The organism is Salipiger sp. PrR003 (assembly GCF_010500785.1).
Classification (GTDB): Bacteria; Pseudomonadota; Alphaproteobacteria; order Rhodobacterales; family Rhodobacteraceae; genus Salipiger; species Salipiger pacificus_A.
Genome location: NZ_JAAGOV010000053.1, coordinates 14,263 through 37,545, shown reverse-complemented (window position 1 = coordinate 37,545; position 23,283 = coordinate 14,263). Strand labels below are relative to the sequence as shown.

Here is a 23,283-nt window from a genome sequence, read left to right as displayed (position 1 = left end):
AACCTTGGCAAATTGCGAGAAAAATCCGGGTTTTACCGCTGCAATCCCGGCGTGGCGCGCAGCGTTGCAGCGCCCCACGCTGGCCGAGGCCGCCTCAGCCCGCGCCCATCCGCGATAGATCGTAGCCGTACCAGTCGAGAATCTCGCGCGCCGCCGCTCTGCGCTCACCGGGAGCGCCGCGGCGATCCATGATCCAGACCCGGCCGCCGCCCGGCTCGCCCATAGCAGCCGTGCGGTTGTCGGCGTCGATCCAGTGGACCCAGAGGACTTCCTGCCCGACCCGAAGACGCCCCGGCATCTCCTCGGTCAGCGGCAGCGCGACCCCGTCGATGCGCAGCTCGGAGCCGCTGATCTCGATCAGCGCCCCCGCGGGCATGCCGGCGCCTTCGGTCACCGTCCAATCCCCCTGCAGCCGGGCCAGACCGGCATCGGCCTGCGAGCCCACGGGCGCCGTCGGATTGCGCAGCGGTATCGCCACCGCCGCGGGCGGCGCCTTGGCCGCGCAGGCGCCCAGCAGCGCCAACGCCAGCAGCGCCGCGAGGGACTTTGAAACACGATGGATGGGCATACCCGACACACTCCCGAAACCTCGGGCGCAGCCTGTCGCGGCCGCAGCCGCAGGGCAAGCGGGCACGCCGCCTGCGGCGGAAATCAGCCCCGGAACCCGGTGGCGACGACAAATTTCTCCGACGAATCCGAACGGCTCGCCGGCGGCTTCACGTTGGCGACCTTGTCGAAACGCTGCTTGAGGATCTGCTGCAACGAGCCCTCGGCCCCGCCCGCCAGCACCTTGGCGACGAAGGTGCCGCCCTCCTCGAGCACGTCGAAGGCAAGGTAGGCCGCCGCCTCGCAGAGCGCGATGATCCGCAGGTGGTCGGTCTGCTTGTGCCCCGAGGAGGACGCCGCCATGTCGGACATGACCACGTCGGCCTTGCCGCCGAGCCACTCCTTGACCTTGTCGTCGGCGCCATCCTCCATGAAGTCGAGCTGGTGGATCTCGGCCCCGGCAATCGGCGTGACCTCCTGCAGGTCAACCCCGAGCACGGTGCCCACCGCCTTGCCCGCCTTCTCGCCGAGCGCGTTGACCCGCGGCACCGCCACCTGGCACCAGCCGCCGGGGGCGCAGCCGAGATCCACGACCCGCGCGCCGGGCACGAGGAAACGGTACTTCTCGTCGAGCTCGAGGATCTTGAAGGCTGCGCGGCCCCTGTAGCCCTCGGTCTGCGCGCGCTTCACGTAGGGATCGTTGAGCTGGCGTTGCAGCCAGCGGGTCGAGCTGAGCTTGCGCCCGCGCGCCGACTTCACCTTGACCTTCAGATCGCGCTGGCCACGTCCCGAAGTGTTCTTTCCGTCCGGTTTCTTCGCCATCGTCCCGCTCTTCTTGCAGCCAAACTTATCGTCAGGGGTCGTTTCTACAGATATTTTCCCGGCCCGCGTATCCCGGGAGTGTCTGCCACGGGCAGACGGGGGCAGCGCCCCCTTTTCCGGGCATGGACCACGAAGTCAAGCCGCTCCTATAGCGGCCCGTCCTCCAGAACACCATCCACCGACATCTGCGCGTAGAGCAGCCCCTCGCGCAGCCCCCTGTCAGCCACCGACAGCCGGTCGGTCGGCCAGATCCGCAAGAGCGCCTGCAGGATCGCCGCGCCGGACATGATCAGCGCCTGCCTGTCATGGCCGATCCGCGGGTCGCGCCGCCGTCCCGCCGGACCCATCTCGAGGTACTTGCCGATCACCGCCTCGATCTGGTCCGAGGACATGCGCAGCCCGTCCACCTTGGTCCGGTCGTAGCGCCGCAGCCCAAGGTGCGAGGCCGCCACGGTGGTCACCGTGCCCGAGGTGCCGATGATCTGGAAGCCCTCGCGGCTCTGCGCATCCTTGTAGGGCGCGAATTCCGACAGGTTCTCTTCGAAGAACCAGCTCATCAGCGCGTAGCGCGCGGCGTCGTCCTTCACATCGTTGAACTGGTCGCGCAGCGTCGCCACCCCAAGCGGCACCGAGATCCAGTCGACCACCTTGGCGGCGGGAAACGGGCTTTCCGGCGGATGGAATCCTGAATGCAGCCGCATGATGGCGCGCGGCCGGTCGCGGTTGGGCACCGACGACAGGTCGATCCACACCAGCTCGGTCGAGCCGCCGCCGATGTCGACCACCAACAGTTGCTCGGTGCGGGTCGAGACCAGCGGTGCGCAGGAGATCACCGCGAGACGGGCTTCCTCCTCGGGCTGGATGATCTCCATCTCGAGGCCGGTCTCGCGCTTGATCTGGCGGATGAAGTCGCGGGAGTTCTTTGCCCTCCGGCAGGCCTCGGTCGCGACCAGCCGCATGCGCACCACCTCGTGGCGGCGGATTTTCTGCTGGCAGACCCGCAGCGCGGCGACGGTGCGCGCCATTGAGGCACGCGACAGCCGTCCGCTCCGCTCGAGGCCATGCCCGAGCTGGACGGATTTGGAAAACGAGTCAATCACATGGAACTGGCTGCCCTTTGGCTGGGCAATCAGCATGCGACAACTGTTGGTCCCCAGATCCAGCGCCGCATAGAGCGCATTCGGATCGGGTTTGTTCGGCGCGGGGCTCTCTACCGGTTTCGGGAAAGCGCCCGCACCTCTGGGACGCCTTGGCGCCATGTTCTGCGCCTTTCCGTATATATAGTTGTGCTCAGGATACGCGGCGCAAGGAGGCGGCGCAAGAGAACCTTCCGCCCGGTTTGAACGGGTTGTTGAAGCGGGCGTTCACATATTCGTTCGCGGGGACAAGAGGCGGGACGCGCGCGGCACCTGCGCCCCGCGCGGGATCGTCTTGCGTCGCTCCCGGCCCTCATGCCGTCGAAAACCGACCGCGTCGCCGGGCGCGCGCATCCTAGACTGATGGCAACAGGCCTTGCGGACCCCGGCGGTATGACCGAAATCACCCTCCTCTACTGGCGCGACATCCCTGCGCAGGTGATCGTCGGCTCCGGTCGCCGCGCGGCAAAATGCGTGCTGCCCGCCCGTTTCGAGGCCGCCATCGACCGCGCTGCCATGCGCAGCGGCGCAAAGGGAACCGACTCCTACCTGTCGGCCTGGCGCCGCGTCCCGGCACCGCCACAGCAGGGCGACGCACAGCAGATCGCCGCGGCGCTCGCTGCCCGGCTGGACAAGGACTTCGGCCCCGAGCGTCTTGCCACGCTGGTCGATCAGGACGGCTGGGCAGACCGCCCGACCGAGGGGAAAGGACCCAGATGACGCTGCTGAACTTCCGTCGCCGACGCCCCTCCGCCCCGCAGCTGCCACCCTCGGCGCTCGAGGGCTACTCGATCGAGGTCATGCCGCGCACCGCGGCGCAGATCGGCGACTTCCGCGCCCTGCTGCCCGAATCCACCCGCATCTACATCGCCCATATCGACGGCACCCCGATCGACGAGATGGTGGCCACCGCCGCCCGTCTCGTCGCCGAGGGCTTCAGCGTCATGCCGCATTTCCCGGCCCGCTCGATCCCCGATGCCGCCACGCTCCAGGACTGGATCGCCCGCTACCAGGGCGAGGCCGGGATCACCGAGGGTCTGATCCTCGCCGGCGGCATCCCCGCGCCGCGCGGCGACTTTCACGCCTCCATGCAACTGCTCGAGACCGGGCTCTTCGACCGCGCCGGCTTCACCCGGCTGCACGTCGCCGGCCACCCGGAGGGCAACCGCGACATCGACCCCGACGGCTCGGACCGCGCGGTGATGCAGGCACTGCGCTGGAAACAGGCCTTCTCGGAGCGCACGGATGCAACGATGGGGCTGGTCACGCAATTCGCCTTCGACCCTGCCCCGGTGCTGGACTGGGCGCGCCGTCTGCGCGCCGAGACCATCTCGCTTCCCGTCCATCTCGGCATCGCCGGGCCTGCCAAGCTCCAGACCCTGATCCGCTTCGCCGTCACCTGCGGCGTCGGACCCTCGATGAAAGTGCTGCAGAAGCGCGCCCGCGACGTCAGCAAGCTGCTGCTGCCCTACGAGCCCACCGACTTCGTCGCCGAGATCGCCCGCGCCTGTGCCGCCGAGCCCGACCTGCCTATCGCGCGGTTGCATCTCTTCCCGCTCGGGGGCATCCCTGCTGCGACGGACTGGGCCGCCCGCCACGGCGGCGCCGCCGCGCAGCCGGCCGCACGCGCCGTCTGAGGGGCCTGTCCGCCGAGCCACATAACGCGCAAGGGACAGGCATGATCAAGGCACTCCTCTTCGACCTCGACGGCACGCTGCTTCACTCGGACCCGCTGCATTTCGAGGTCTTCGCCGATCTCTACGCCGAACGCGGACGCGAGCTGACAGAGGCGGGGTACCTGTCGGACATCCACGGGCGGCACAATCTCGAGAGTTTCCCCGAGATTTTCCCCGGCGAGGATGCCCACGCCCTGTCGAACCTCAAGGAGGCCCGCTTCCGTGACCGGCTCGTGGCCGGCCATGCGCCGATGCCCGGGGCAGAGGCGCTGCTGGATCACGCGCAGGCACGGGGCTGGCGCATCGCCGTGGTCACCAACGCGCCGCGCGCCAACGCCGAGGTGATGCTGGACGCCATCGGGCTGCGGGACCGGATCGAGCTTCTGGTGATCGGCGACGAATGCCGCCGCGCCAAGCCCGACCCCGAGCCCTATATCGCCGCCATGCGCGCCTTCGACGTGGCTCCCCGCGCCTGCATCGCCTTCGAGGACAGCCCCTCGGGCATGCGCGCCGCTTCCGCCTCGGGCGCGCACACGGTCGGGATCCGCTCGTCGGGCCTGAGCGTCTCGCAGCTGCGGGACGCCGGGGCGCAGACCGTCATCACCGATTACACCGACCCGGCGCTCGCCGAGCTGCTGAGCAAGCTAGAATAGGACACACCCGAGGGAGGAGAGCCCATGACCCGCACCGTACTCGAGTCGAAGGCCCGCACCGTGATCATGGGCTTCGACGAGCCCTTCTGCGTGATCGGCGAGCGGATCAATCCCACCGGGCGCAAGAAGCTGGCGGCCGAGTTGGAGGCCGGCGATTTCTCCACCGTTGTCGCCGATGCGCTGGCGCAGGTGGCGGCGGGCGCGGCAGTGCTCGATGTGAACGCGGGCGTGGTCTACAACTCCAACCCCGACCCGAATGTCACCGAGCCACCGCTGATGCGGCAGGTGATCGAGCTGGTGCAGGGCGTGGTGGATGTGCCTCTCTGCATTGACAGCTCGGTGCCCGGTGCGCTCGAGGCCGGGCTCGAGGCCGCCGAGGGCCGCCCGCTGCTGAACTCGGTCACCGGCGAGGAGGAGCGGCTCGAGCGCGTGCTGCCGCTGGTGAAGAAATACGGCGTGCCGGTGGTGGCGATTTCGAACGACGACACCGGCATTTCTGAGGACCCCGACGTGCGCTTCGCCGTGGCGCGCAAGATCGTCGAACGGGCGGCGGATTTCGGCATTCCGGCGCAGGACATCGTGGTGGATCCGCTGGTGATGCCGGTGGGGGCCATGGCCAGCGCCGGGCAGCAGGTTTTTGCCCTTGTCCGGCGGCTGCGCGAGGAACTCGGGGTGAACACCACCTGCGGCGCCTCGAACATCTCTTTCGGTCTTCCCGACCGGCACGGGATCAACACCGCCTTTCTGCCCATGGCGATCGGCGCGGGGATGACCTCGGCGATCATGAACCCCGTCGCCATGCCGGTGACCCAGGCGAAGATCGCCGCGAAGAAAGCCGAACTGGAGGCCGCCGGGGTGATCCTGCCGCCGCTGGAGGATGCGGCGTTCGTGCGGCTTTTCGGGCTGGGGGCGATGAGCGCCGGTCCCGGCGCCGAGATGCGGGCGATACGTGCGGCGAACTTCCTGATGAACAAGGACCCGCACGGCACCGCCTGGATCGCGATGAACAAGGGCGAGGAAGGCGCCGGCGAGCCCCGTGGCGGTCGGCGCGGCGGGCGCCGGCGGCGGGCCTAGCCCAACGCGAGCCGGGCGGCTCGGCGCCGAGCGCCCTCCGTCACGGCCAGGCCGCGTAAGAGGTCGCCGGCGCGCTGCGCTTGGCCATGCGGCGCCGGAATCGGCTCGGAGGAACGCCCTCCATCCGTTTGAAAAACCTGTTGAAATAAGCAGGGTCGGTAAACCCGAGCCGAAACCCCACCTGCGCCACCTGCAGCCCCGAGTTCGTCAGCAACTCCGCCGCCTCGCGGTGCAGCGCCTCGTGCAGCCAGGTCTGCGGTGAGCGTCCCGTGGCGCGACGCACCGCCCCCGCCAGCCGGTCCCGAGACACGCAGAGGGCCCGCGCGTAATCGCCCACCTCCCAGTGCTCGCGCAGGTGCAGACCCGCGAGTTGCACGAAGCCCTGCACCAGCCCGCCCGTCGCCACATCGGGCCGCGCCCGGCCCTCCTTCACCCCGCGCCAGAGCTGAATCAACAGCATCGACAGCATGTGCCCGGCCATGATCTCGACCCCCGGCGCGCTCTCCGCCAGTTCCTCGCGCAGTTCGGCCATGCGCCGGGCAACGCGCTCGCGCTGCGCAGCCAGCGCCACCGAAAGGTCTGCCGCCAGGACTTGGCTCAACTCGTCACCGAAGGCAGACCCGGGCAGCACCCGCGCCAGCGCCCCCTTCGACAAGATCACCAGCTCGCCGCGGCTGCCCGGCGAGAGCTTCAACGCCCCGTCCCGCCCCGGGGCCAGCCAGACAAATCGTGGCGCCTCTATTCCCATGTCGCGCGCGCCGATCAGCACCCGGCCGCGCCCCGATTGCAGCGCCAGCAAACAGGCGTTTCCGGCCCGCAGCCCATAGGTCGTCTCGGCCAGAGGGCTGCGGATCTCATGCGCGGTGATGCCGTGATGCGCCGAGGGCCGAAGCGGGAAGGTTTTCATCGTGCTCATGATTTGTGCGCGTAAAGGGACTGATGCGTCCAATTCATCCCCGCATACGTGCATTTTATCAACAGATTTTTCGGATAGTTTCTTCATCACCGCCACAGGACGCCTCGGGGAGAGGGCTGCCCGTGGCGCAACAGGATGCTTCGAAGGCATCGGCCGGGAGGACCACATGACACAGAACACCCGGCGCGCCCTGCTGCGCGCTCTGCCGCTTGCAAGGGTGTCCGCGCTTGCCCCTCGCGGCCACCGCCAGAGAAGCGGAGCGCGTGGTGGGCGGCGGCAGTGCCGACGCGATGCGCAATGATCCGGCGGTGCAGCGCGCTTTGCTCGCCGGCACGACAGAGCCGCTTGAAACCGAATTGACCTGACCAAGGAGACGTGAAGTCATGGACAGCCTGAACCTCTTTATCGACGGCGAGCATGTGCCCGCCGAAGACAGCCGCGAGTTCGAACGCGCCAACCCGGTGTCGGGCGAAGTCGCCACGCGCGCCGCAGCGGCCAGCAAGGCCGACGCGATCCGCGCGGTGGATGCCGCTGCCGCGGCCTTCCCCGAGTGGGCCGCCGTCGCCCCCGGCCAGCGCCGCAAGCTGCTGATCAAGGCCTCGGAAGCACTGACCGCGCGTGGCGACGACATCGTTGCCGCGATGAAGGCCGAGATCGGCGCGACCGAGGCCTGGGCCCGGTTCAACGTCATGCTCGCCGCAGACATGCTGCTGGAAGCGGCCAGCCTGACCACCCAGATCAAGGGCGAGATCGTGCCCTCGAACCGCCCCGGATCGACCGCCTACGCGGTGCGCCAGCCGGCGGGCGTGGTACTCGCCATGGCGCCCTGGAACGCGCCGGTGATCCTTGGCGTGCGCTCGATCGCGACGCCGCTGGCCTGCGGCAACACCGTGGTGATGAAAACCTCGGAGCTCTGCCCGCGCACCCATGCGCTGATCCTCGAGGCCGTGTCCGAAGCGGGCCTGCCCAAAGGCGTGGTCAACGCCATCTCCAACGCGCCCGAGGATGCGCCCGAACTGGTCGAGACGCTGATCGCCCACCCCGCCGTGCGCCGGGTGAACTTCACCGGCTCCACCCGCGTCGGCCGGATCGTCGCCGAGCTCTCGGCACGGCACCTCAAGCCGTCGCTGCTCGAACTGGGCGGCAAGGCGCCTTTCATCGTGCTCGATGACGCCGACATCCCCGCCGCCGTCGCGGCTGCCGGTTTCGGCGCCTACATGAACCAGGGCCAGATCTGCATGTCGACCGAGCGCATCATCGTCATGAACGAGATCGCCGACGCCTTCGTCGCGGCCTTTGCCGAGAAGGTCGAGAGCCTCACCGCGGGCGACCCGACCGAGGGCAAGGCCCCCCTCGGCAGCCTCGTCAACATCGGCGCCGCCGACCGCATCCGCGACCTCATCGAGGACGCCGTGCAAAAGGGCGCGCGGCTGATCGGCGGCGGCGGCGAGGGCACCATTCTCAACGCAGCGGCACTCGACGGGGTGACCCCGCAGATGCGGCTCTATTCCGAAGAGAGCTTCGGCCCGGTGTCCTCGATCATCCGCGTGGGCTCGGTCGACGAAGCGGTGCGCGTCGCGAATGAGAGCGAGTTCGGCCTGTCCGCGGCGGTCTTCGGCCGCGATCAGGCCCGCGCCATGGCGGTCGCGCGGCGCATCGAAAGCGGGATCTGTCACGTCAACGGCCCGACCGTGCACGACGAGGCGCAAATGCCCTTCGGCGGGGTGAAGGATTCAGGCTACGGTCGCTTCGGCGGCACGTGGGGAGTCGCCGAGTTTACCGAATTGCGCTGGCTGACCACGCAGGACGGCGATCTGCACTACCCGATCTAAATGGACGCGATCGGATCGACTTAAACGGGAGGAACCGTCATGAAAACCAAACTGGCAAGAACCGCAGTCGCGGCCCTGGCCCTGAGCGTCGCCGCTGGCGGCGCATGGGCGCAGGACTACACCTTCAAGCTGCACCATTTCCTGGGGGCCAAGGCCCCGGCGCAGACCGACATGCTCGAGCCCTGGGCAAAGGCGGTCGAGGAGAACTCGGGCGGCAAGGTGAAGATCGAGATCTATCCCTCGATGACCCTCGGCGGGCGCCCGCCCGAGCTGATCAACCAGGTGCGCGACGGCGTGGTGGATCTCATCTGGACGGTGAACGGCTACACGCCGGGCCTGTTCCCGCGCACCGAGGTGATGGAGCTGCCCAACGTCTTCATCAACGACCCGGTGGCCACGAACCTCGCGATGCTCGACATGTACGACGCGTATCTCAAGGATGACTACGCAGGCGTCGAGCCGATGTTCCTGCACGTCCACGCGGGCCAGGCCATCCACACGGTCGACAAGGACATCCGCAAGCCGGAGGACCTCGCAGGGCTCAAGATGCGCATTCCCACCCGCACCGGTGCCTGGGTGATCGAAGCCCTCGGCGCAACACCGGTCTCGATGCCGGTTCCGGACCTGCCGCAGGCCCTGTCGAAGAAGGTCGTCGACGGCGCCTTCATCCCCTGGGAAATCATCCCGGCACTGAAGTTGCAGGACCAGACCGAGTACCAGATCGAGGGTGCGGACAAGACCCGCTTCGGCACGACGACCTTCCAGGTCTCGATGAACAAGGCGCGCTGGGACGGTCTTCCCGAGGACATCCAGAAAGCGTTCCGCGACGCGTCGGGCCGTGACTGGTTGATCGAGGTCGGCAACATCTGGCGCAGCATCGACGAGCGCGGCATCAAGGTCGCGACCGACGCTGGCAACACCCATGTGACGCTCACCGAGGAAGAGACCGCGGCCTTCCAGACCGCGCTCGAGCCGGTGGTCGACCGCTGGGTCGAGGATGTCTCTGCCAAGGGTATCGACGGCGCCGCCATGGTCGCCACGGCCCGCGATCGGATCAAGGCCAATGCCGAAGAGAGCATGAGCAACTGATGTTTGCCGCAGAAGTTCAGAACCGCAGCGGAGTTTCCGCTGCGGTCGCACGGCTTGTCACCTTCTGGGCGCTGCTGGGCGGCGCGCTTTTGCTGGTGATCGTGCTGATCAACGTCGCCTCGGTCGTCGGGGCCGTGGTGCTCAAACCCTTTCCGGGTGATTTCGAGCTCACCGAGATGGGCGTGGCGGTGGCGGTCTTCGCCTTCCTACCCTACTGCCAGCTCACCGACTCCAATGTCACCGCCGACATCTTCACGGCGAACGCCCCTCGCCCGGTGCTGGCGGTGCTGCGGGCACTCGCCTCGCTGATCGCCTTCGGCTTCGCCGGCATCCTCGTCTGGCGCATGTATCTCGGGATGCTCGACCAGAAGGCCTACAATTATACGACGACGATCCTTCAGGTGCCGATCTGGTGGGCCTTCATGCCGATCCTCGCCTCGCTGGCGCTGCTCATTGCCGCCGCCGCCGTCACCTTCCGCGAAAGCCTCTTGGAGGCCCGGACATGAGCGATCCCATCACTCTTGGCATCCTGTCGCTGGTCGTCCTTATTGTGCTGATCGCAATCCGAATTCCCATTGCCTACGGGATGATCCTCGTCGGCGGCGTCGGCATCGCGCTGGTCAATGGCCCCATGCTGCTGATGAGCCAGCTGAAAACCCTCGCCTACGGTCAGTTCTCGATCTACGACCTCTCGGTCGTGCCGATGTTCGTGCTGATGGGCGAGCTGGCCACGGTCGCGGGCCTGAGCCACGCGCTCTTCCGCGGCGCCAATGCCTGGCTCGGCTGGATGCGCGGCGGCACCGCCATGGCCGCCATCGCCGGTTGCGCGGGCTTCGGCGCGGTCTGCGGCTCGTCGCTGGCCACCGCCTCGACCATGGGCAAGGTCGCCCTGCCCGAACTCAAGCGCTACAACTATTCGGGCGCGCTGGCCACCGGCGCGCTTTCGGCCGGCGGCGTTCTGGGCATCCTGATCCCGCCCTCCGTGGTGCTCATCGTCTACGCGGTGATCGTCGAGGCCAATATCGTCACCATGTTCGCCGCGGCCATGCTGCCCGGCATCCTGGCGGTGCTCTTCTTCATCCTGACCATCGCGATCTACGTCCGCATCCGCCCCGCTTCGGGCCCCGCGGGCGGCGCGGCGAGCCGTTCCGAGTTCGTCACCGCCACGCTCGGCCTGCTGCCGGTCATGGTCATCTTCGGCCTTGTTCTGGGGGGCATCTACGGCGGCTTCTTCAACCCCACCCCGGCCGCCGCCGTCGGCGTCTTCCTCGTTTGGGTCTACGGTCTGGCCAAGCGCCGCGTCGGGCTGGCCGAAATGGTCGTCGCGCTGAAATCCACCGCCCGCACCTCGGGGATGATCTACGTGATCCTGCTGGGTGCGGAGCTGATGAAGATCTTCATGTCCCGCATCGGCCTGCCGCAGCAGGCGGCGCAATGGATCGCCGAGAGCGGCATGGCCCCGATGATGGTCATGGTGCTGATCCTCATCGCGCTGATCCTGCTCGGCTGCCTGATGGACAGCATGTCGATGATCCTGCTGGTGATCCCCTTCTTCTGGCCGATGCTGGTCGAGCTGAACGGCGGGCTCTACGCCACGGCTGACGGCGCGGGATTCGGGATGAGCACCGAGGACCTCAAGGTCTGGTTCGGCATCCTAGCCCTCATCGTCGCCGAGCTGGGGCTGATCACCCCGCCGGTGGGGATGAACGTCTTCATCATCTCGGCACTGGCCAAGGACACGCCGATGATCGAGACCTTCAAGGGCGTCGCCCCCTTCTTCTGCGCCGAGCTGGTGCGGGTCGCGTTGATCCTCGCCTTCCCCGCACTCACGCTCTGGCTGCCAACCCTGCTGGGAGGCTGAACAATGAAAGACCAATCGACCGTCACCGCCGGGGGCGCGATCTTCCCCCGGCTGAAGGCGCTTGGCGTGGACTACGTCTTCGCCAACTCCGGCACCGACTTCCCGCCGATCATCGAGGGGCTGGCCCAGGCGGCCGCCGAGGGCATCGAGCTGCCGCAGGCGCTGGTCATGCCGCACGAACACGCCGCCATGGGCATGGCGCATGGCTACACCCTGATGACCGGCAAGGCGCAGGCGGTGATGCTGCACACCAATGTCGGGCTGGCGAATGGCGCCATCGGCGCGATCAACGCCGCCTGCGAGCATATCCCGATGATCCTCATGTCGGGCCGCACCCCGGTCACCGAAGAGGGCCGCTTTGGTGCCCGCACCGTGCCGATCGGCTGGGGACAGGAGATGCGCGACCAGGCCGCGCTGGTGCGCGAGGCCTCCAAGTGGGAGTATGAGCTGAAGTTCCCCGAGCAGGTCACCGGCCTGCTGGACCGCGCCCATGCCATCGCGACCTCCACCCCGAAGGGACCGGTCTACCTGTCGATCCCGCGCGAGGTGCTCTGCGAGCCCGTGCCGACCGAGGGCCTCGACGCGGCCCCCTCCATTGCCGCCTCCGAGACCGCGCCGAACCCCGAGGCGATTGCCACCCTCGCCCGCTGGCTGTCCGAGGCGGAAGCCCCGCTGATCATCGCCCAGCGTGGCGCCGGCGATGCGGCAAGCTTCGAGGCCTTCTCGGCATGGGCCGAGGACTGGGGCATCGCGGTTTGCTCCTGGTGGGCGACGCATCTTGCCATCGCCACCGACCATCCCTGCCACGTCGGCGCCGATCCCGGCCCATGGCTGGCCGGTGCCGACGTGGTGCTGATCCTTGACTGCCTTGCCCCCTGGATGCCCGACGCCCATGCGCCGCGCCCAGGGGCAAAGGTGGTCAACATGGGTCCCGACCCGATCTTCTCGCGCTTCCCGGTGCGCAACTTCCGCTCGGACCTGTCGATCACCGGCGAGAACGCCCGGACGCTCCCCGCGCTGATCACCGCCATGGAGGGCCTGCCCAAGGGCGATCACGTCGCCCCCCGCCGCGCCCGGCTTGCCGAGACCACGGCAAAGGCCCGCGAGGCGCAGCGCAAGGCGGCCCAGCCGCAGGGAGACCTGCTCACCAAGCCCGCCGTCAGTCGCATCCTCGGCGAGGCCCTCGACGCGCAGGACGCCCCCAGCACGGTCTTTTCCGAGCTCGGGACGATGCTCGGCGCGCTGCCGCGCCGCGCGCATCGCGCCTGGTTCCAGGAGCCGCATTCCGGTGGTCTGGGCTGGTCCTTCCCAGCGGCGCTCGGTGCGCAACTCGCCGAGCCACAGCGCATTTGCGTCGCCACGCTCGGCGACGGCAGCTACATGTTCGCCAACCCCGTGGCCTGTCACCAGATTGCCGAGGCGCTGGCCCTGCCGATCCTGATCGTGATCCTCAACAACGCCGAATGGGGCGCCGTGCGGGCCTCGGTCACCGGACTCTATCCCGAGGGCGCCGCGGGCAAGGCCAACGTCATGCCGCTCACCGGTCTCGCGCCCAGCCCCGACTTCTGCAAGGTGGCCGAGGCGAGCAACGCCTTCGCCCGTGCCGTCGAGACCCCCGAGCAGCTCCGCCCTGCCCTCGACGAGGCGCTGAGGGTGATCCGCGAAGAGCGCCGCTGCGCGCTGCTCAACGTGCGCATCGCCGGCTGAGACCGCGCAATTCCTGCCCGGCGGCGCGCGCGGACCCGCCGCCGGGTCTGCGTATATGAAAAGAGAAGAAGGGCCCGGGTCGCACCTCGGGCCCTTCTTCTCTTGCAAAACACGCCGGGGGTGAGCCGCGTAGCAGAGAGGGGCAGCGCCCCCACTTCGGCCCTCCACGGGCCTTGCACGGCACCAGAAACGCAGAACGGCGCCCGAATGGGCGCCGTCCACAACTCCGGTCAGGAGTCGGAAAAGCTCAGGAGGCTTCCTTGATGAACTTCACCGCGTCGCCGAAGGTCTGGATGGTCTCGGCTGCGTCATCGGGGATCTCGATGCCGAACTCTTCTTCGAAGGCCATAACCAGTTCCACGGTGTCGAGGCTGTCCGCGCCCAGATCGTCGATGAACGAGGCGCTCTCGGTCACCTTGTCTTCTTCAACGCCCAGGTGCTCAACCACGATCTTGCGCACGCGATCAGGGATATCGCTCATTCTTCTGTCCTCACAATGTGTCTGGGTCTCTCGACCCGTCTTTGCCCTTGCCCTAGCGGGGTGGCTGCTCAATCCGCCCGGAACCGGGCAACGTAACCCCGGAAGACCCGGGAAAGACCAGAACGGCACGACTGCGCCGACCCGATCCAAGTTCCTGCGCGCCTATAGCATAAGCACGCAGGATGGCAAACGCTTTCCGCCGTGCCCGAAGGCGCGGGGTCAGAGCATTGCCATACCGCCGTTCACATGCAGCGTCGCGCCTGTGACATAAGCAGCTTCCTGGCTGGAAAGATAGAGCACCGCAGCGGCAATTTCATCGGCGGTACCCATGCGGCCCGCGGGGATCTGCCCCATGATGCCGGCTTTCTGGTCATCGTTGAGCTTGTCGGTCATCGCCGTCTCGATGAAACCGGGCGCCACGGCATTGGCGGTGATCCCGCGAGAGGCGACCTCATAGGCCAGCGACTTGGTCATCCCGACAAGGCCCGCCTTGGCCGCGGCATAGTTGCCCTGGCCCGGGTTGCCGGTGGCCCCAACGATCGACGAGATGTTCACGATGCGACCCCAGCGCGCCTTCATCATGCCGCGCAGCACGCCCTTGCAGAGCTTGAAGGTGGCGGTGAGGTTCACGTCGAGCACCTGCTGCCATTCGTCATCGGACATGCGCATGAAAAGGTTGTCACGGGTGATGCCGGCGTTGTTCACCAGGATGTCGACCGAGCCCATCGCATCCGCCGCCTGTTTCGGCAGCGCCGCCACGGCCTCGGGATCCGAAAGGTTGCAGGGCAGCACGAAAGCGCGATCGCCGAGCTCCGCGGCCAGTTCCTGCAGCGGCGCCTCGCGGGTGCCCGAGAGCCCAACCGTGGCCCCCGCCTCGTGCAGCGCCTTGGCGATGGCGCCGCCGATGCCGCCCGAAGCGCCGGTGATCAGCGCGTTTTTTCCCGTCAGATCGAACATAAGGCCCGTGCCCCTCTGCTTTTCCGTAACTCGTTCCGGGCGATATGGCATCCCAGCGTCTTTCGGGCAAGGGCCAGTGCCCAGGACCCGGCCCGGTCTTGTCTCCCTGACATGTCTCCCTGGCGCGGCGCTGTCCCGCGTGCCGGCGCCATGCTATGCCCGCCGCATGGAACCGCATCCGCCCGTTTTCACCTGCCGGCTGACCGGCGAGACCGCCGAAGTGTTCGGCGGTACCGGCGACGAGGTCTTCCCCTACTGGAGCTTCACGAAGACGGTCCTGGCGATCTGCGCGCTTAAGCTGGTCGAGGCCGGGGCGCTGCGCCTCGACACGCCCCGCCCCGTCGAGGGTTTCACCCTGCGCCAGCTTCTGGACCACACGGCAGGGCTGCCCGAGTATTGTGCCCTGCCCGCCTATCGCGCTGCAGTCGCCTCGGACGAGGAGCCCTGGCCCCGCGACCAGATCTATGACGCCACCATGGCGCAGGGTCCGCGCTTCGCCCCGGGCCAGGGTTGGGCCTATTCCAACCTCGGCTACATGCTGGTGCGCGAGCGCATCGAGGAGGCCGCGGGTCGGCCCTTTGCAGCCCTGCTCTCCGAAGTCATTACCCGGCCACTCGGCCTGCAGAGCATTGCGCTCGCCAGCCGCCGCGCCGATTTCGCCCGCGTACACTGGCGCGAGGCGCGGGGCTACCACCCGGGCTGGGTCTACCACGGCTGCCTCACCGGTACGGCGGCGGATGCCGCACGCCTGTTGCAGGCGCTCTTCTCCGGCGCCCTGCTTGCGCCTGCCACGCTGGCACAGATGCTGCGGCGCCACCGCCTCGGCGGCGCGCTCGACGGGCGTCCCTGGACCGATTGCGGCTATTCGCTCGGGCTGATGACCGGAAGGACCGGCGCTGTCGGGCGGGCGCTCGGCCATTCCGGCAGCGGTCCCTTCTGCGTCAACGCAGTCTACCACTTCCCGGACGCGAAGCCGCCAGTGACCGTCGCAAGCTTTGCCGGGGGCGCGGCAGAAGGCGTCGCGGAAAGCGCAGCCGTGCACCACGTCTGCGCGTGACGGCCTGTCGAGATCCAAGCGGCGCTGGACGCGCAAGTCCTTGGCAAGCCCCCAGATCCGGTCGCGCTTCGCGGAGGGCCAAGACCCGAGATTGCCGGGAGCGCCCCAACCGAACGAACCCGACGAAAACTATCAACTATATGATTTCCTGATATTTTTCCGCTTTGCCTCTTGCTCCGCGCTCGAGGGGAGGCTATTCATTCTCCAAGACAGCGAGCTAGCCCGAACGCCAGCCAGCTATCGGTATCCTCCCCCGCCAGATGACGTCGCCACCCGGTCTTTTTCCCGAGGCAGCAAGGCAAACGCCGCCAGCGTCGCGGAGGTCACACTCCAAGGAAAGCCTGTGCCTGACGCCTTCCAAGTCGATGGAGGCCAACCCATGAAGCAAATCCCCTTGGTCTGAAACTTTCGCCGGGTCGGGCGACCACTCTGGGCCTTTGCGGTGAACTCGCGGGAAGCGCGCAGCGTCACCAAGCGCGGAAGGATGGGCGGCCCGCCGAGCTGAAGCTCGTCTTGGAAGGGACCCAACCAATAGCCCCGGAAAATGGAAAGATTTTCCAAACCCGGGGCAACTGGTATTACAAAAGGACTTTTGTATATGTAACGCCCTCCCCTTCGGCACCGGGAAATTCCGGCTCTTTGCACCGCAGGATCATCAGGCATGTCAGCCCACTCACGGACCAAATGTGACGTTGGGTCATGCAGATGATTCCGTCCAGCGTTCTCACCTCTCGGTTGCCGAGATTTCTGCGAGAATCAATCGTGGGAAAGTCGAAGGACTAGATGATGTGGCGGCGCTTTGGCCTCTGCATAGGCCGCCGCCTGCTCTGCGCTCGCAAAGCAGGCAAAACCTGCGCTGACTCCGAACACACCGATTCTGCTCCGGAAGGGAGTCTCCCCGCTGGCCGGATCCAAGATCACAGATTCTCCGCGGCAAACCCGGCCCTCAACCCGCTGCGGCCAGCCGCCGCGACGCGCCTCCTTTCCACCGCAACGCCGGCGCTTCGATCAGGTGCCAAGACAACGCCGCAAGGACGAGCGTAATGGGCAGCGCACAGGCCATGTTCCAGAGCGGCCACGTTAGGCCTGCCCAGGCCAGGAACTGCTGCACCGGGAAGGCGTAGAGATAGGTTCCATAGGAATAGTCCCCAAGGCGGTTGTAGATCTGAAGGCGTGGCAGCCGCGCGTAGCCAAGGACGAAGATCGCATAGCTCACTGCCAAGATGAGAAGCGGGTGGAACAGCGGCGTCGACCAGGACGCCGCGGCGATCGCGCCGCCGAATGCGGCCTGCCACGGCGAGAGCGGAATTTTCTCGCGATAGACCCATAGCGACATTCCGGCGGCAAAGGGCAGCGCCAGTTTCGCCAGCGCCGCCAGACGTGGATGCAGGTCACTCGCCTCGGTCACTGCCCAGGCCACGCAGAGGCTGACGCATGCGAGGCCGAAGAGACGAGGGCGCACGAGCAGCCCCAGCAGGCCGCAAAAGACGACTGCGAGATAGCACAGGACTTCGTAGTTGAGCGTCCAGAGCGAGCCGTTGATCGCCGGCCCGTAGGGATTGGCCATGAAGACGCCAGGCAACTCATAATGAGGGAAAACCAGCGTCAAGTTGTACAGCATATAGCCCGGCGTTGCGGCCAGGTAGACGTCGACCGGAACCTGGCTCAGCCCGGCGCAAGCAAGAACCGTCAGGGCCAGCATGACGATCAGCGCCGGAAAGAGCCGCAGCGCCCGGGCCCGCAGGAAATCGCTGACCGACGCCTTCGTGGCAAAACTGCGCGCGATAAAGAACCCCGAGATCGCAAAGAAGATCATGACGCAGAGGCTGCCCAAGGACCACCCTCTCAGCGCGAGCGCCAGGGGCTCTTCGGCGCCGGGGCCGAGGCTGATCGGATAGGCATGCGAAATAAGGACCCCGATCGCGGCCAACATCCTCAGGAGATTGAAGTTGTTGTCGCGGCCCGCAGCGCGGTCGGCGATCGTTGGGATCCTCAGTCCTGACACATAAACCTCTTTCACCATTCTATCGCCGGGCGGTGGGCACCAAAGCGCGGCATGGACTGCCACAAGCCCCAGATCCCTGCGCCCGCCGGACGGCGCATATGGACCTGCCGCCGATATCGAACACCGCCGGATCCATCTTTGGCAGAAGGAAGGAAAATATTTTCTTAACGCGCCACCGCGAGTGCGCCACCCGACACCTGCGGAGATGATCCACAGAGCCGTCACGCTGGCCGCTCATGCCTGAAGGTCGAGAAAAATGGTGCGGGTGAAGGGACTTGAACCCCCACGCCTTGCGGCGCCAGAACCTAAATCTGGTGCGTCTACCAATTTCGCCACACCCGCACGCAGGTGCGCGCGGCACCCGGATCGGCTGGATATCTAACAAAGTGCCTCGGGCGACGCGAGAGGAAAAATCGCCCCAAGGCTTGCGGTGCCCCTACGGTCATTTTTACGCAGGGCCCGCTAGGGCGGGGCAGCGCCCCCAGCCCCCAGATCGCGCAGGACTGACGGGAGCGCCTCGGCAAGATCCTCGGCGATCAGCCCGGGACCGAAGTGGCGTGCCGCTTCGACATGCACGAAGGCGGCGGTCTGCGCGGCCTGCAGCGGCGCGGCGCCCCGCGCCAGGAGCCCGCAGGTCAGCCCGGCCAGCACATCGCCGGCCCCGGCGGTGGCGAGCCAGGGGGCGGCCCGCCCATAGGCCGCGGCATGGACCGAAGCCGGACCTCCCGGAGCGGCGATCACCGTGTCCGGGCCCTTCAAGAGCAGGGTGCAGCCTGCCCGCTCTGCCGCCGCCCGCGCCGCATCGACCCGCGAAAAGGCCGGCCCATGCTGCGCAGGCGCAGGCAGGCGCGCGGCAAGGTCCGGGAAGAGCCTGGCAAACTCGCCATCATGCGGGGTAAGAACGACGGCCGGATGCAATTGGGAAAAGAGCGTTTCGGGGGCGTCCGAATAGGCGCTCAGCGCGTCCGCATCCAGCACGGTCGCCCGGCCTGCGGCAAGCGCGACGGGCACCAGGTCGCGCGCGCGCTCGATCCCAAGGCCGGGCCCGAGGCAGAGCGCGTTGAGGCGCCCGTCCTCGAGGACTGCGCTGAGGTCTTCCCCCGCCTCCACCCGGCGCAGCATCAGCGCGGTGATCTGCGCCGCGACCTCCATCTGCGCCGCGCCCGGCACGGCGAGCGTCACCAGCCCCGCGCCGATCCGCAGCGCCGCGCGCGCGGCCAGACGCGCGGCGCCGGTCCGCCCGAAGCCGCCCCCCAGCACCAGCGCGTGACCATGGCCGTACTTGTGCCCGGCGCGCTTGGCGAGCGGGAAGGTCGGCGCCTCGATCAGCGCCGCGGGATCTGCGACCAGCCCGTCCGGTAGGCCGATCTCTGCCACCTCCAGCGCGCCGCAGAGCGCGGGCCCCTCCCCCAGGTAGTGCCCCAGCTTGGCGGCGTGGAAACTGACCGTGAGGTCCGCGCCGAAGACCGCGGCATCGTCACCGCCGATGCGCCGCCCGGAATCCGCGCAGAGCCCCGAGGGCAGATCCACTGCCACCCGCTGCCAGCCAGCGAATCCCGGCGCGTCCAAGCAGGAGAACACCTGCGCCACCTCCGGTCCGAGCCCGCGGGTGAGCCCCGTGCCGAAGAGCGCGTCGATCAGAACCCCCTTGGGTCCGGCGGCCACGGGCGGCGCATCGAAGGGCAGCCGGCCCACCGGACCGAGCGCCGACCAGCGGTCGTGGTTGAGCCGCGCATCCGGCGGCAGCCGATCGGCATCGCCCAGCAGAAAGACCTCCACCTGCCAGCCGAGCCCGGCCAGAAGCCGCGCGATGACGAAGCCGTCGCCGCCGTTGTTGCCCGGTCCGCAGAGCACCAGCGCATGCGCGGGAGCCATTGCAAGCTGGGGCCATCTTGCCAGCAGCGCCGTGACCACGCCCTGCCCCGCCCGCTCCATCAGATCGGCGCCACTGCCAGCCCCGCGGGCCATTCCTGTCCGCTCGGCGCTGCGCATTTGTGCAGCCGTCAAAAGGATGCTCATGCGGCGCACATGCGCGATTCAATTCTGCTCATTTCACAAGCGACTTGCGCAAAAAATAACCACATGCCAAAAATCGCCTCATATTTCCTTGCCCGGAAACCCTATCCGATTGTCGCGGTCGATGAGAAGTGGTCTGGCAGGGTCCGACACGGGAAAACGAGGAGACAGGGCCATGAAGAAGGTCGAGGCGATCATCAAGCCGTTCAAGCTCGACGAGGTTAAGGAAGCGTTGCAGGACGCAGGCATCCAAGGCCTCTCCGTGCTCGAAGTGAAAGGTTTCGGTCGTCAGAAAGGCCACACCGAGCTCTACCGGGGCGCGGAGTATGTGGTTGATTTTCTTCCGAAAGTGAAGATCGAAGTCGTCTTGGACGACGATCAGGTCGACGCCGCGATCGAGGCGATCATCTCTGCCGCGAAAACCGACAAGATCGGTGACGGCAAGATCTTCGTCAGCCCCATCGAGCAGGCCATCCGTATCCGCACCGGCGAATCCGGCTCCGACGCGCTCTGAGTCGAAACCGCCCTGCGTCATCTCCCGCGCGTCACCGGACGCGCGGCGAGCTGAAACCATCAGAACACACCGGACCCAAGTACAGAAAGGGAAGAAGGGAATGAGCAAGGACGCAGTTCTCAAGCTTATTAAGGATGAGGACGTAGCCTACGTCGACATCCGCTTTACCGACCCGCGCGGCAAGCTCCAGCACGTGACCGTCATCGCCGACCTCGTCGACGAAGACTTCCTCGACGAAGGCTTCATGTTCGACGGCTCGTCCATCGCCGGCTGGAAGTCGATTGAAGCTTCCGACATGAAGCTCATGCCCGACACCGAAAGCGCCTACATCGACCCGTTCTACGCCGAGAAGACGCTCTGCCTGCACTGCTCGGTCGTCGAACCCGACACCGGCGAAGCCTATGACCGCGACCCGCGCGGCACCGCGGCCAAGGCAGAAGCCTACCTGATCTCCTCGGGCATCGGCGATGCGGCCTACTTCGGCCCGGAAGCTGAATTCTTCCTGTTCGACGACGTGAAGTACTCGGTCGCCCCGAACAAGGTGTCCTACGAGGTCGACGCAGACCACGCTGCCTGGAACACCGACGCCGACTTCGAGATGGGCAACCTGGGCCACCGTCCGACCTACAAGGGCGGCTACTTCCCGGTGAACCCGATGGACGACGGCCAGGACATCCGTTCCGAGATGCTCTCGACCATGAAGCGTCTGGGCATGAAGGTCGACAAGCACCACCACGAAGTTGCGACCTCGCAGCACGAGCTGGGCCTGATCTTCGGCACGCTGACCAAGCAGGCTGACGAGCTCCAGAAGTACAAGTACATCATCCACAACGTGGCACAGGCCTACGGTCGTTCGGCAACCTTCATGCCGAAGCCGATCAAGGGCGACAACGGCTCGGGCATGCACGTGAACATGTCGATCTGGAAGGACGGCAAGCCGCTCTTCGCAGGCGACAAATACGCGGACCTGTCGCAGGAAGCGCTGTACTTCATCGGCGGCATCCTGAAGCACGCGAAGGCGCTGAACGCCTTCACCAACCCGGCGACCAACTCCTACAAGCGTCTGGTTCCGGGCTACGAAGCGCCGGTTCTGCGCGCCTACTCCGCACGCAACCGCTCGGGCTGCGTCCGTATTCCGTGGACCGAATCGCCGAAGGCAAAGCGTGTGGAAGCTCGCTTCCCCGACCCCTCGGCAAACCCCTATCTTTGCTTCGCGGCTCTGCTGATGGCTGGCCTCGACGGTATCAAGAACAAGATCGATCCGGGCGAAGCCATGGACAAGAACCTCTACGACCTTCCGCCGGAAGAGCTCGCAGAGATCCCGACCGTCTGCGGCTCGCTGCGCGAAGCGCTCACCGAGCTGGAAGCCGACATGGACTTCCTGCTGGCCGGCGACGTGTTCACCAAGAGCCAGGTCGAAGGCTACATCGCCCTGAAGATGGAAGAGCTCGAAGCCTACGAAATGACGCCGCACCCGGTGGAATTCGCACTGTACTACAGCTGCTGATCCGACTTTCACGGACAGCACGGAAAGGCGCCCCACGGGGCGCCTTTTTCATGCCGAAATTCTGCCCTGCATTCTCCAGATTGCCTTAGGAGTGTGGGCGACGAGGGAATTTCTACCTCGCGAGACACAGAGGACTTTTCAGTATGAACAAGGATTTCGCCGGGCGCTCCGAAACAGCCTCGCGGCCAAACGCGGTGCGGAACTTCGCCGCCGAGCCGGGAACGCCGTTCGCGGCCTACCCCGAAGACGACGCCCGCGCCCGAAGGCGGCGGATCCAGCGGCTGGTCCTGCTGAGCTTCAGCCTGGTCACGCTGCTGAGCCTCGCCGGTATGATCATCACCCGCGCGATGGAGATCGCATCGCTCTGACGCGCCCGACGCGCGGGGGCGGCTGGGCAAACTCCCGCCTTGTGACCTCACGTCTGGGCCGCATCCCTTTCCGCAGCCGGGGCCGCGCACTAGGTTGCTGCGGCACATGCGTTTGTTCGGAGTCCCAAGAATGCGCCGCACCTTTATGAATATCCTCGCAGCCGCCTCGCTGTCCCTCTCGGCCGGAGCCGCCATCGCGGCGAGCTGCGGCAACACCGCCTCGGGCTTCGATGCGTGGAAACGCGAATTCGCCGCCGAGGCGCAGCGCGCGGGCGTCGGCGAACGCGGCATTCAGGCGCTGATGGGCGCCCCCTACTCGAGCTACACGATCAAGGTCGACCGCAGCCAGAAGGGCGTCAAATACCCGCTCGACGAGTTCATCCGAATCCGCCTCGGCTCGGTCGATGGTTTCGCCGCACAGGTCCGCAAGCGCCGCGACCAGAACCGGCAGTTCTACAATGCCCTCGAGCAGCGCTACGGCGTGCCCGCCGGTATCCTGCTGGCGATCCACGGCATGGAAACCGGGTTCGGCCGGACCATGGGCAACGTGCCAGTCGTCTCCTCGATCACCACCGTGGCCTACGACTGCCGCCGCTCGGCCTTCTTCACACCGCACGCGATCGCGGCGCTGCAGATGGTCGACCGCGGGATGCTCTCGCCCAGCCAACAGGGCGCCGCCCATGGTGAGCTCGGCCATACCCAGTTCCTGCCGGGCAATGCGCTGCGCTACGGGGTCGACGGAAATGGCGACGGGCGGGTCGATTTCTACAACCAGTACGACGCTCTGGCCTCCACCGCCAATTTCTTGCGCCAGAAAGGCTGGCAGCCCGGTCAGCCCTTTGGCGAGGGCACAGCGAACTTCCGCGTGCTGAACGAATGGAACGCCGCGACCGTCTACCAGCAGGCCATTGCCTTGGTTGCGCAGAAAGTCGGCTAGTTTACATTTATGCAACCCGGGGTGGTCTGATTTTTTTCAAATCGTCCTCCCCGGGACCCGTTTGAGACAAAGTTCTTCCTCATTTGGCGCGCAAAACTGGCATCCAAGACCCTTGAGAAGGAACATGTG

23 protein-coding genes and 1 tRNA gene are annotated in these 23,283 nt (G+C 66.9%); 15 read left to right on the top strand and 9 right to left on the bottom strand.

Features of this window, described 5'->3' with window-relative positions; genetic code table 11:
- Positions 1-94: 94 nt before the first annotated feature.
- From G0D83_RS19435 to G0D83_RS19425, 3 genes are all read right to left on the bottom strand, one after another.
- Positions 95-568, bottom strand: a complete 474-nt coding sequence (locus G0D83_RS19435; RefSeq protein WP_164196412.1) for a lipocalin — start codon at positions 566-568, stop codon at positions 95-97.
- Between the two features lie 83 nt (positions 569-651).
- Positions 652-1,368, bottom strand: a complete 717-nt coding sequence (locus G0D83_RS19430) for an RlmE family RNA methyltransferase (protein WP_108965173.1) — start codon at positions 1,366-1,368, stop codon at positions 652-654.
- A 146-nt stretch (positions 1,369-1,514) separates the two neighbouring features.
- Positions 1,515-2,627 (bottom strand): Ppx/GppA phosphatase family protein, encoded by a 1,113-nt coding sequence (locus G0D83_RS19425; protein ID WP_164196411.1) that lies wholly within the window; start codon positions 2,625-2,627, stop codon positions 1,515-1,517.
- Positions 2,628-2,897: 270 nt separating this feature from the next.
- Between G0D83_RS19425 and G0D83_RS19420 the strand changes: the two genes are divergently transcribed.
- Genes G0D83_RS19420 through G0D83_RS19405 form a run of 4 tightly spaced genes read left to right on the top strand, consistent with a single transcriptional unit; the run spans position 2,898 to position 5,907 of the window.
- Complete coding sequence (locus tag G0D83_RS19420; RefSeq protein WP_164196410.1) at positions 2,898-3,224, top strand: virulence factor; 327 nt, start codon at positions 2,898-2,900, stop codon at positions 3,222-3,224.
- Positions 3,221-4,141 (top strand): methylenetetrahydrofolate reductase, encoded by a 921-nt coding sequence (locus G0D83_RS19415; protein WP_164196409.1) that lies wholly within the window; start codon positions 3,221-3,223, stop codon positions 4,139-4,141. The genes G0D83_RS19420 and G0D83_RS19415 overlap by 4 nt, the downstream gene beginning before the upstream one ends.
- 41 nt (positions 4,142-4,182) lie before the next feature.
- On the top strand, positions 4,183-4,833 hold the full coding sequence (locus G0D83_RS19410; RefSeq protein ID WP_164196408.1) for an HAD family phosphatase: 651 nt from the start codon (positions 4,183-4,185) through the stop codon (positions 4,831-4,833).
- Between the two features lie 24 nt (positions 4,834-4,857).
- The gene (locus G0D83_RS19405) at positions 4,858-5,907 is read left to right on the top strand and encodes a dihydropteroate synthase (RefSeq protein WP_164196407.1); all 1,050 of its coding nucleotides are present in this window, start codon (positions 4,858-4,860) and stop codon (positions 5,905-5,907) included.
- A gap of 40 nt (positions 5,908-5,947) precedes the next feature.
- On the opposite strand, the gene G0D83_RS19400 is transcribed toward G0D83_RS19405, so the two are convergent.
- Positions 5,948-6,823, bottom strand: a complete 876-nt coding sequence (locus G0D83_RS19400) for an AraC family transcriptional regulator (RefSeq protein ID WP_164196406.1) — start codon at positions 6,821-6,823, stop codon at positions 5,948-5,950.
- A gap of 227 nt (positions 6,824-7,050) precedes the next feature.
- Between G0D83_RS19400 and G0D83_RS19395 the strand changes: the two genes are divergently transcribed.
- Genes G0D83_RS19395 through G0D83_RS19370 form a run of 6 tightly spaced genes read left to right on the top strand, consistent with a single transcriptional unit; the run spans position 7,051 to position 13,312 of the window.
- Positions 7,051-7,188 (top strand): hypothetical protein, encoded by a 138-nt coding sequence (locus tag G0D83_RS19395; protein ID WP_164196405.1) that lies wholly within the window; start codon positions 7,051-7,053, stop codon positions 7,186-7,188.
- 18 nt (positions 7,189-7,206) lie between these two features.
- Positions 7,207-8,655: an aldehyde dehydrogenase gene (locus tag G0D83_RS19390; protein ID WP_164196404.1), complete on the top strand. Its 1,449-nt coding sequence runs from the start codon at positions 7,207-7,209 to the stop codon at positions 8,653-8,655.
- A 39-nt stretch (positions 8,656-8,694) separates the two neighbouring features.
- On the top strand, positions 8,695-9,744 hold the full coding sequence (locus G0D83_RS19385; protein WP_164196403.1) for a TRAP transporter substrate-binding protein: 1,050 nt from the start codon (positions 8,695-8,697) through the stop codon (positions 9,742-9,744).
- Complete coding sequence (locus G0D83_RS19380) at positions 9,744-10,250, top strand: TRAP transporter small permease (protein ID WP_164196402.1); 507 nt, start codon at positions 9,744-9,746, stop codon at positions 10,248-10,250. Before G0D83_RS19385 ends, G0D83_RS19380 begins: the two co-directional genes overlap by 1 nt.
- A complete protein-coding gene (locus G0D83_RS19375) occupies positions 10,247-11,605 on the top strand; it encodes a TRAP transporter large permease (protein ID WP_108965163.1) in 1,359 nt (452 codons plus the stop codon). Before G0D83_RS19380 ends, G0D83_RS19375 begins: the two co-directional genes overlap by 4 nt.
- 3 nt (positions 11,606-11,608) lie before the next feature.
- A complete protein-coding gene (locus G0D83_RS19370) occupies positions 11,609-13,312 on the top strand; it encodes a thiamine pyrophosphate-requiring protein (protein ID WP_164196401.1) in 1,704 nt (567 codons plus the stop codon).
- Between the two features lie 247 nt (positions 13,313-13,559).
- On the opposite strand, the gene G0D83_RS19365 is transcribed toward G0D83_RS19370, so the two are convergent.
- On the bottom strand, positions 13,560-13,793 hold the full coding sequence (locus G0D83_RS19365) for an acyl carrier protein (RefSeq protein WP_007800270.1): 234 nt from the start codon (positions 13,791-13,793) through the stop codon (positions 13,560-13,562).
- Between the two features lie 219 nt (positions 13,794-14,012).
- On the bottom strand, positions 14,013-14,750 hold the full coding sequence (gene fabG, locus G0D83_RS19360) for a 3-oxoacyl-[acyl-carrier-protein] reductase (protein ID WP_164196400.1): 738 nt from the start codon (positions 14,748-14,750) through the stop codon (positions 14,013-14,015).
- 166 nt (positions 14,751-14,916) lie between these two features.
- On the opposite strand from fabG, the gene G0D83_RS19355 reads away from it, so the two are divergent.
- The gene (locus tag G0D83_RS19355; RefSeq protein WP_164196399.1) at positions 14,917-15,807 is read left to right on the top strand and encodes a serine hydrolase; all 891 of its coding nucleotides are present in this window, start codon (positions 14,917-14,919) and stop codon (positions 15,805-15,807) included.
- Between the two features lie 946 nt (positions 15,808-16,753).
- Here G0D83_RS19355 and G0D83_RS19350 read toward each other — a convergent pair.
- The 3 genes from G0D83_RS19350 to G0D83_RS19340 form a co-directional block, all read right to left on the bottom strand.
- On the bottom strand, positions 16,754-18,037 hold the full coding sequence (locus tag G0D83_RS19350; protein ID WP_164196398.1) for an acyltransferase: 1,284 nt from the start codon (positions 18,035-18,037) through the stop codon (positions 16,754-16,756).
- A gap of 32 nt (positions 18,038-18,069) precedes the next feature.
- A tRNA-Leu gene (locus G0D83_RS19345) sits at positions 18,070-18,154 on the bottom strand.
- Between the two features lie 120 nt (positions 18,155-18,274).
- Entirely contained in the window at positions 18,275-19,831 is a 1,557-nt protein-coding gene (locus G0D83_RS19340; protein ID WP_164196397.1) for an NAD(P)H-hydrate dehydratase, read from the bottom strand.
- Positions 19,832-20,003: 172 nt separating this feature from the next.
- On the opposite strand from G0D83_RS19340, the gene G0D83_RS19335 reads away from it, so the two are divergent.
- The 4 genes from G0D83_RS19335 to G0D83_RS19320 all read left to right on the top strand — a co-directional run bounded on the left by G0D83_RS19335 (position 20,004) and on the right by G0D83_RS19320 (position 23,154).
- Entirely contained in the window at positions 20,004-20,342 is a 339-nt protein-coding gene (locus tag G0D83_RS19335) for a P-II family nitrogen regulator (protein WP_108965157.1), read from the top strand.
- A gap of 100 nt (positions 20,343-20,442) precedes the next feature.
- Positions 20,443-21,849, top strand: coding sequence for a type I glutamate--ammonia ligase (gene glnA, locus G0D83_RS19330; protein ID WP_108965156.1), 1,407 nt, complete (start codon positions 20,443-20,445; stop codon positions 21,847-21,849).
- A 143-nt stretch (positions 21,850-21,992) separates the two neighbouring features.
- Positions 21,993-22,217: a hypothetical protein gene (locus G0D83_RS19325; protein WP_164196396.1), complete on the top strand. Its 225-nt coding sequence runs from the start codon at positions 21,993-21,995 to the stop codon at positions 22,215-22,217.
- Between the two features lie 130 nt (positions 22,218-22,347).
- Positions 22,348-23,154 (top strand): lytic transglycosylase domain-containing protein, encoded by an 807-nt coding sequence (locus G0D83_RS19320; protein WP_370457275.1) that lies wholly within the window; start codon positions 22,348-22,350, stop codon positions 23,152-23,154.
- Positions 23,155-23,283 lie beyond the last annotated feature (129 nt).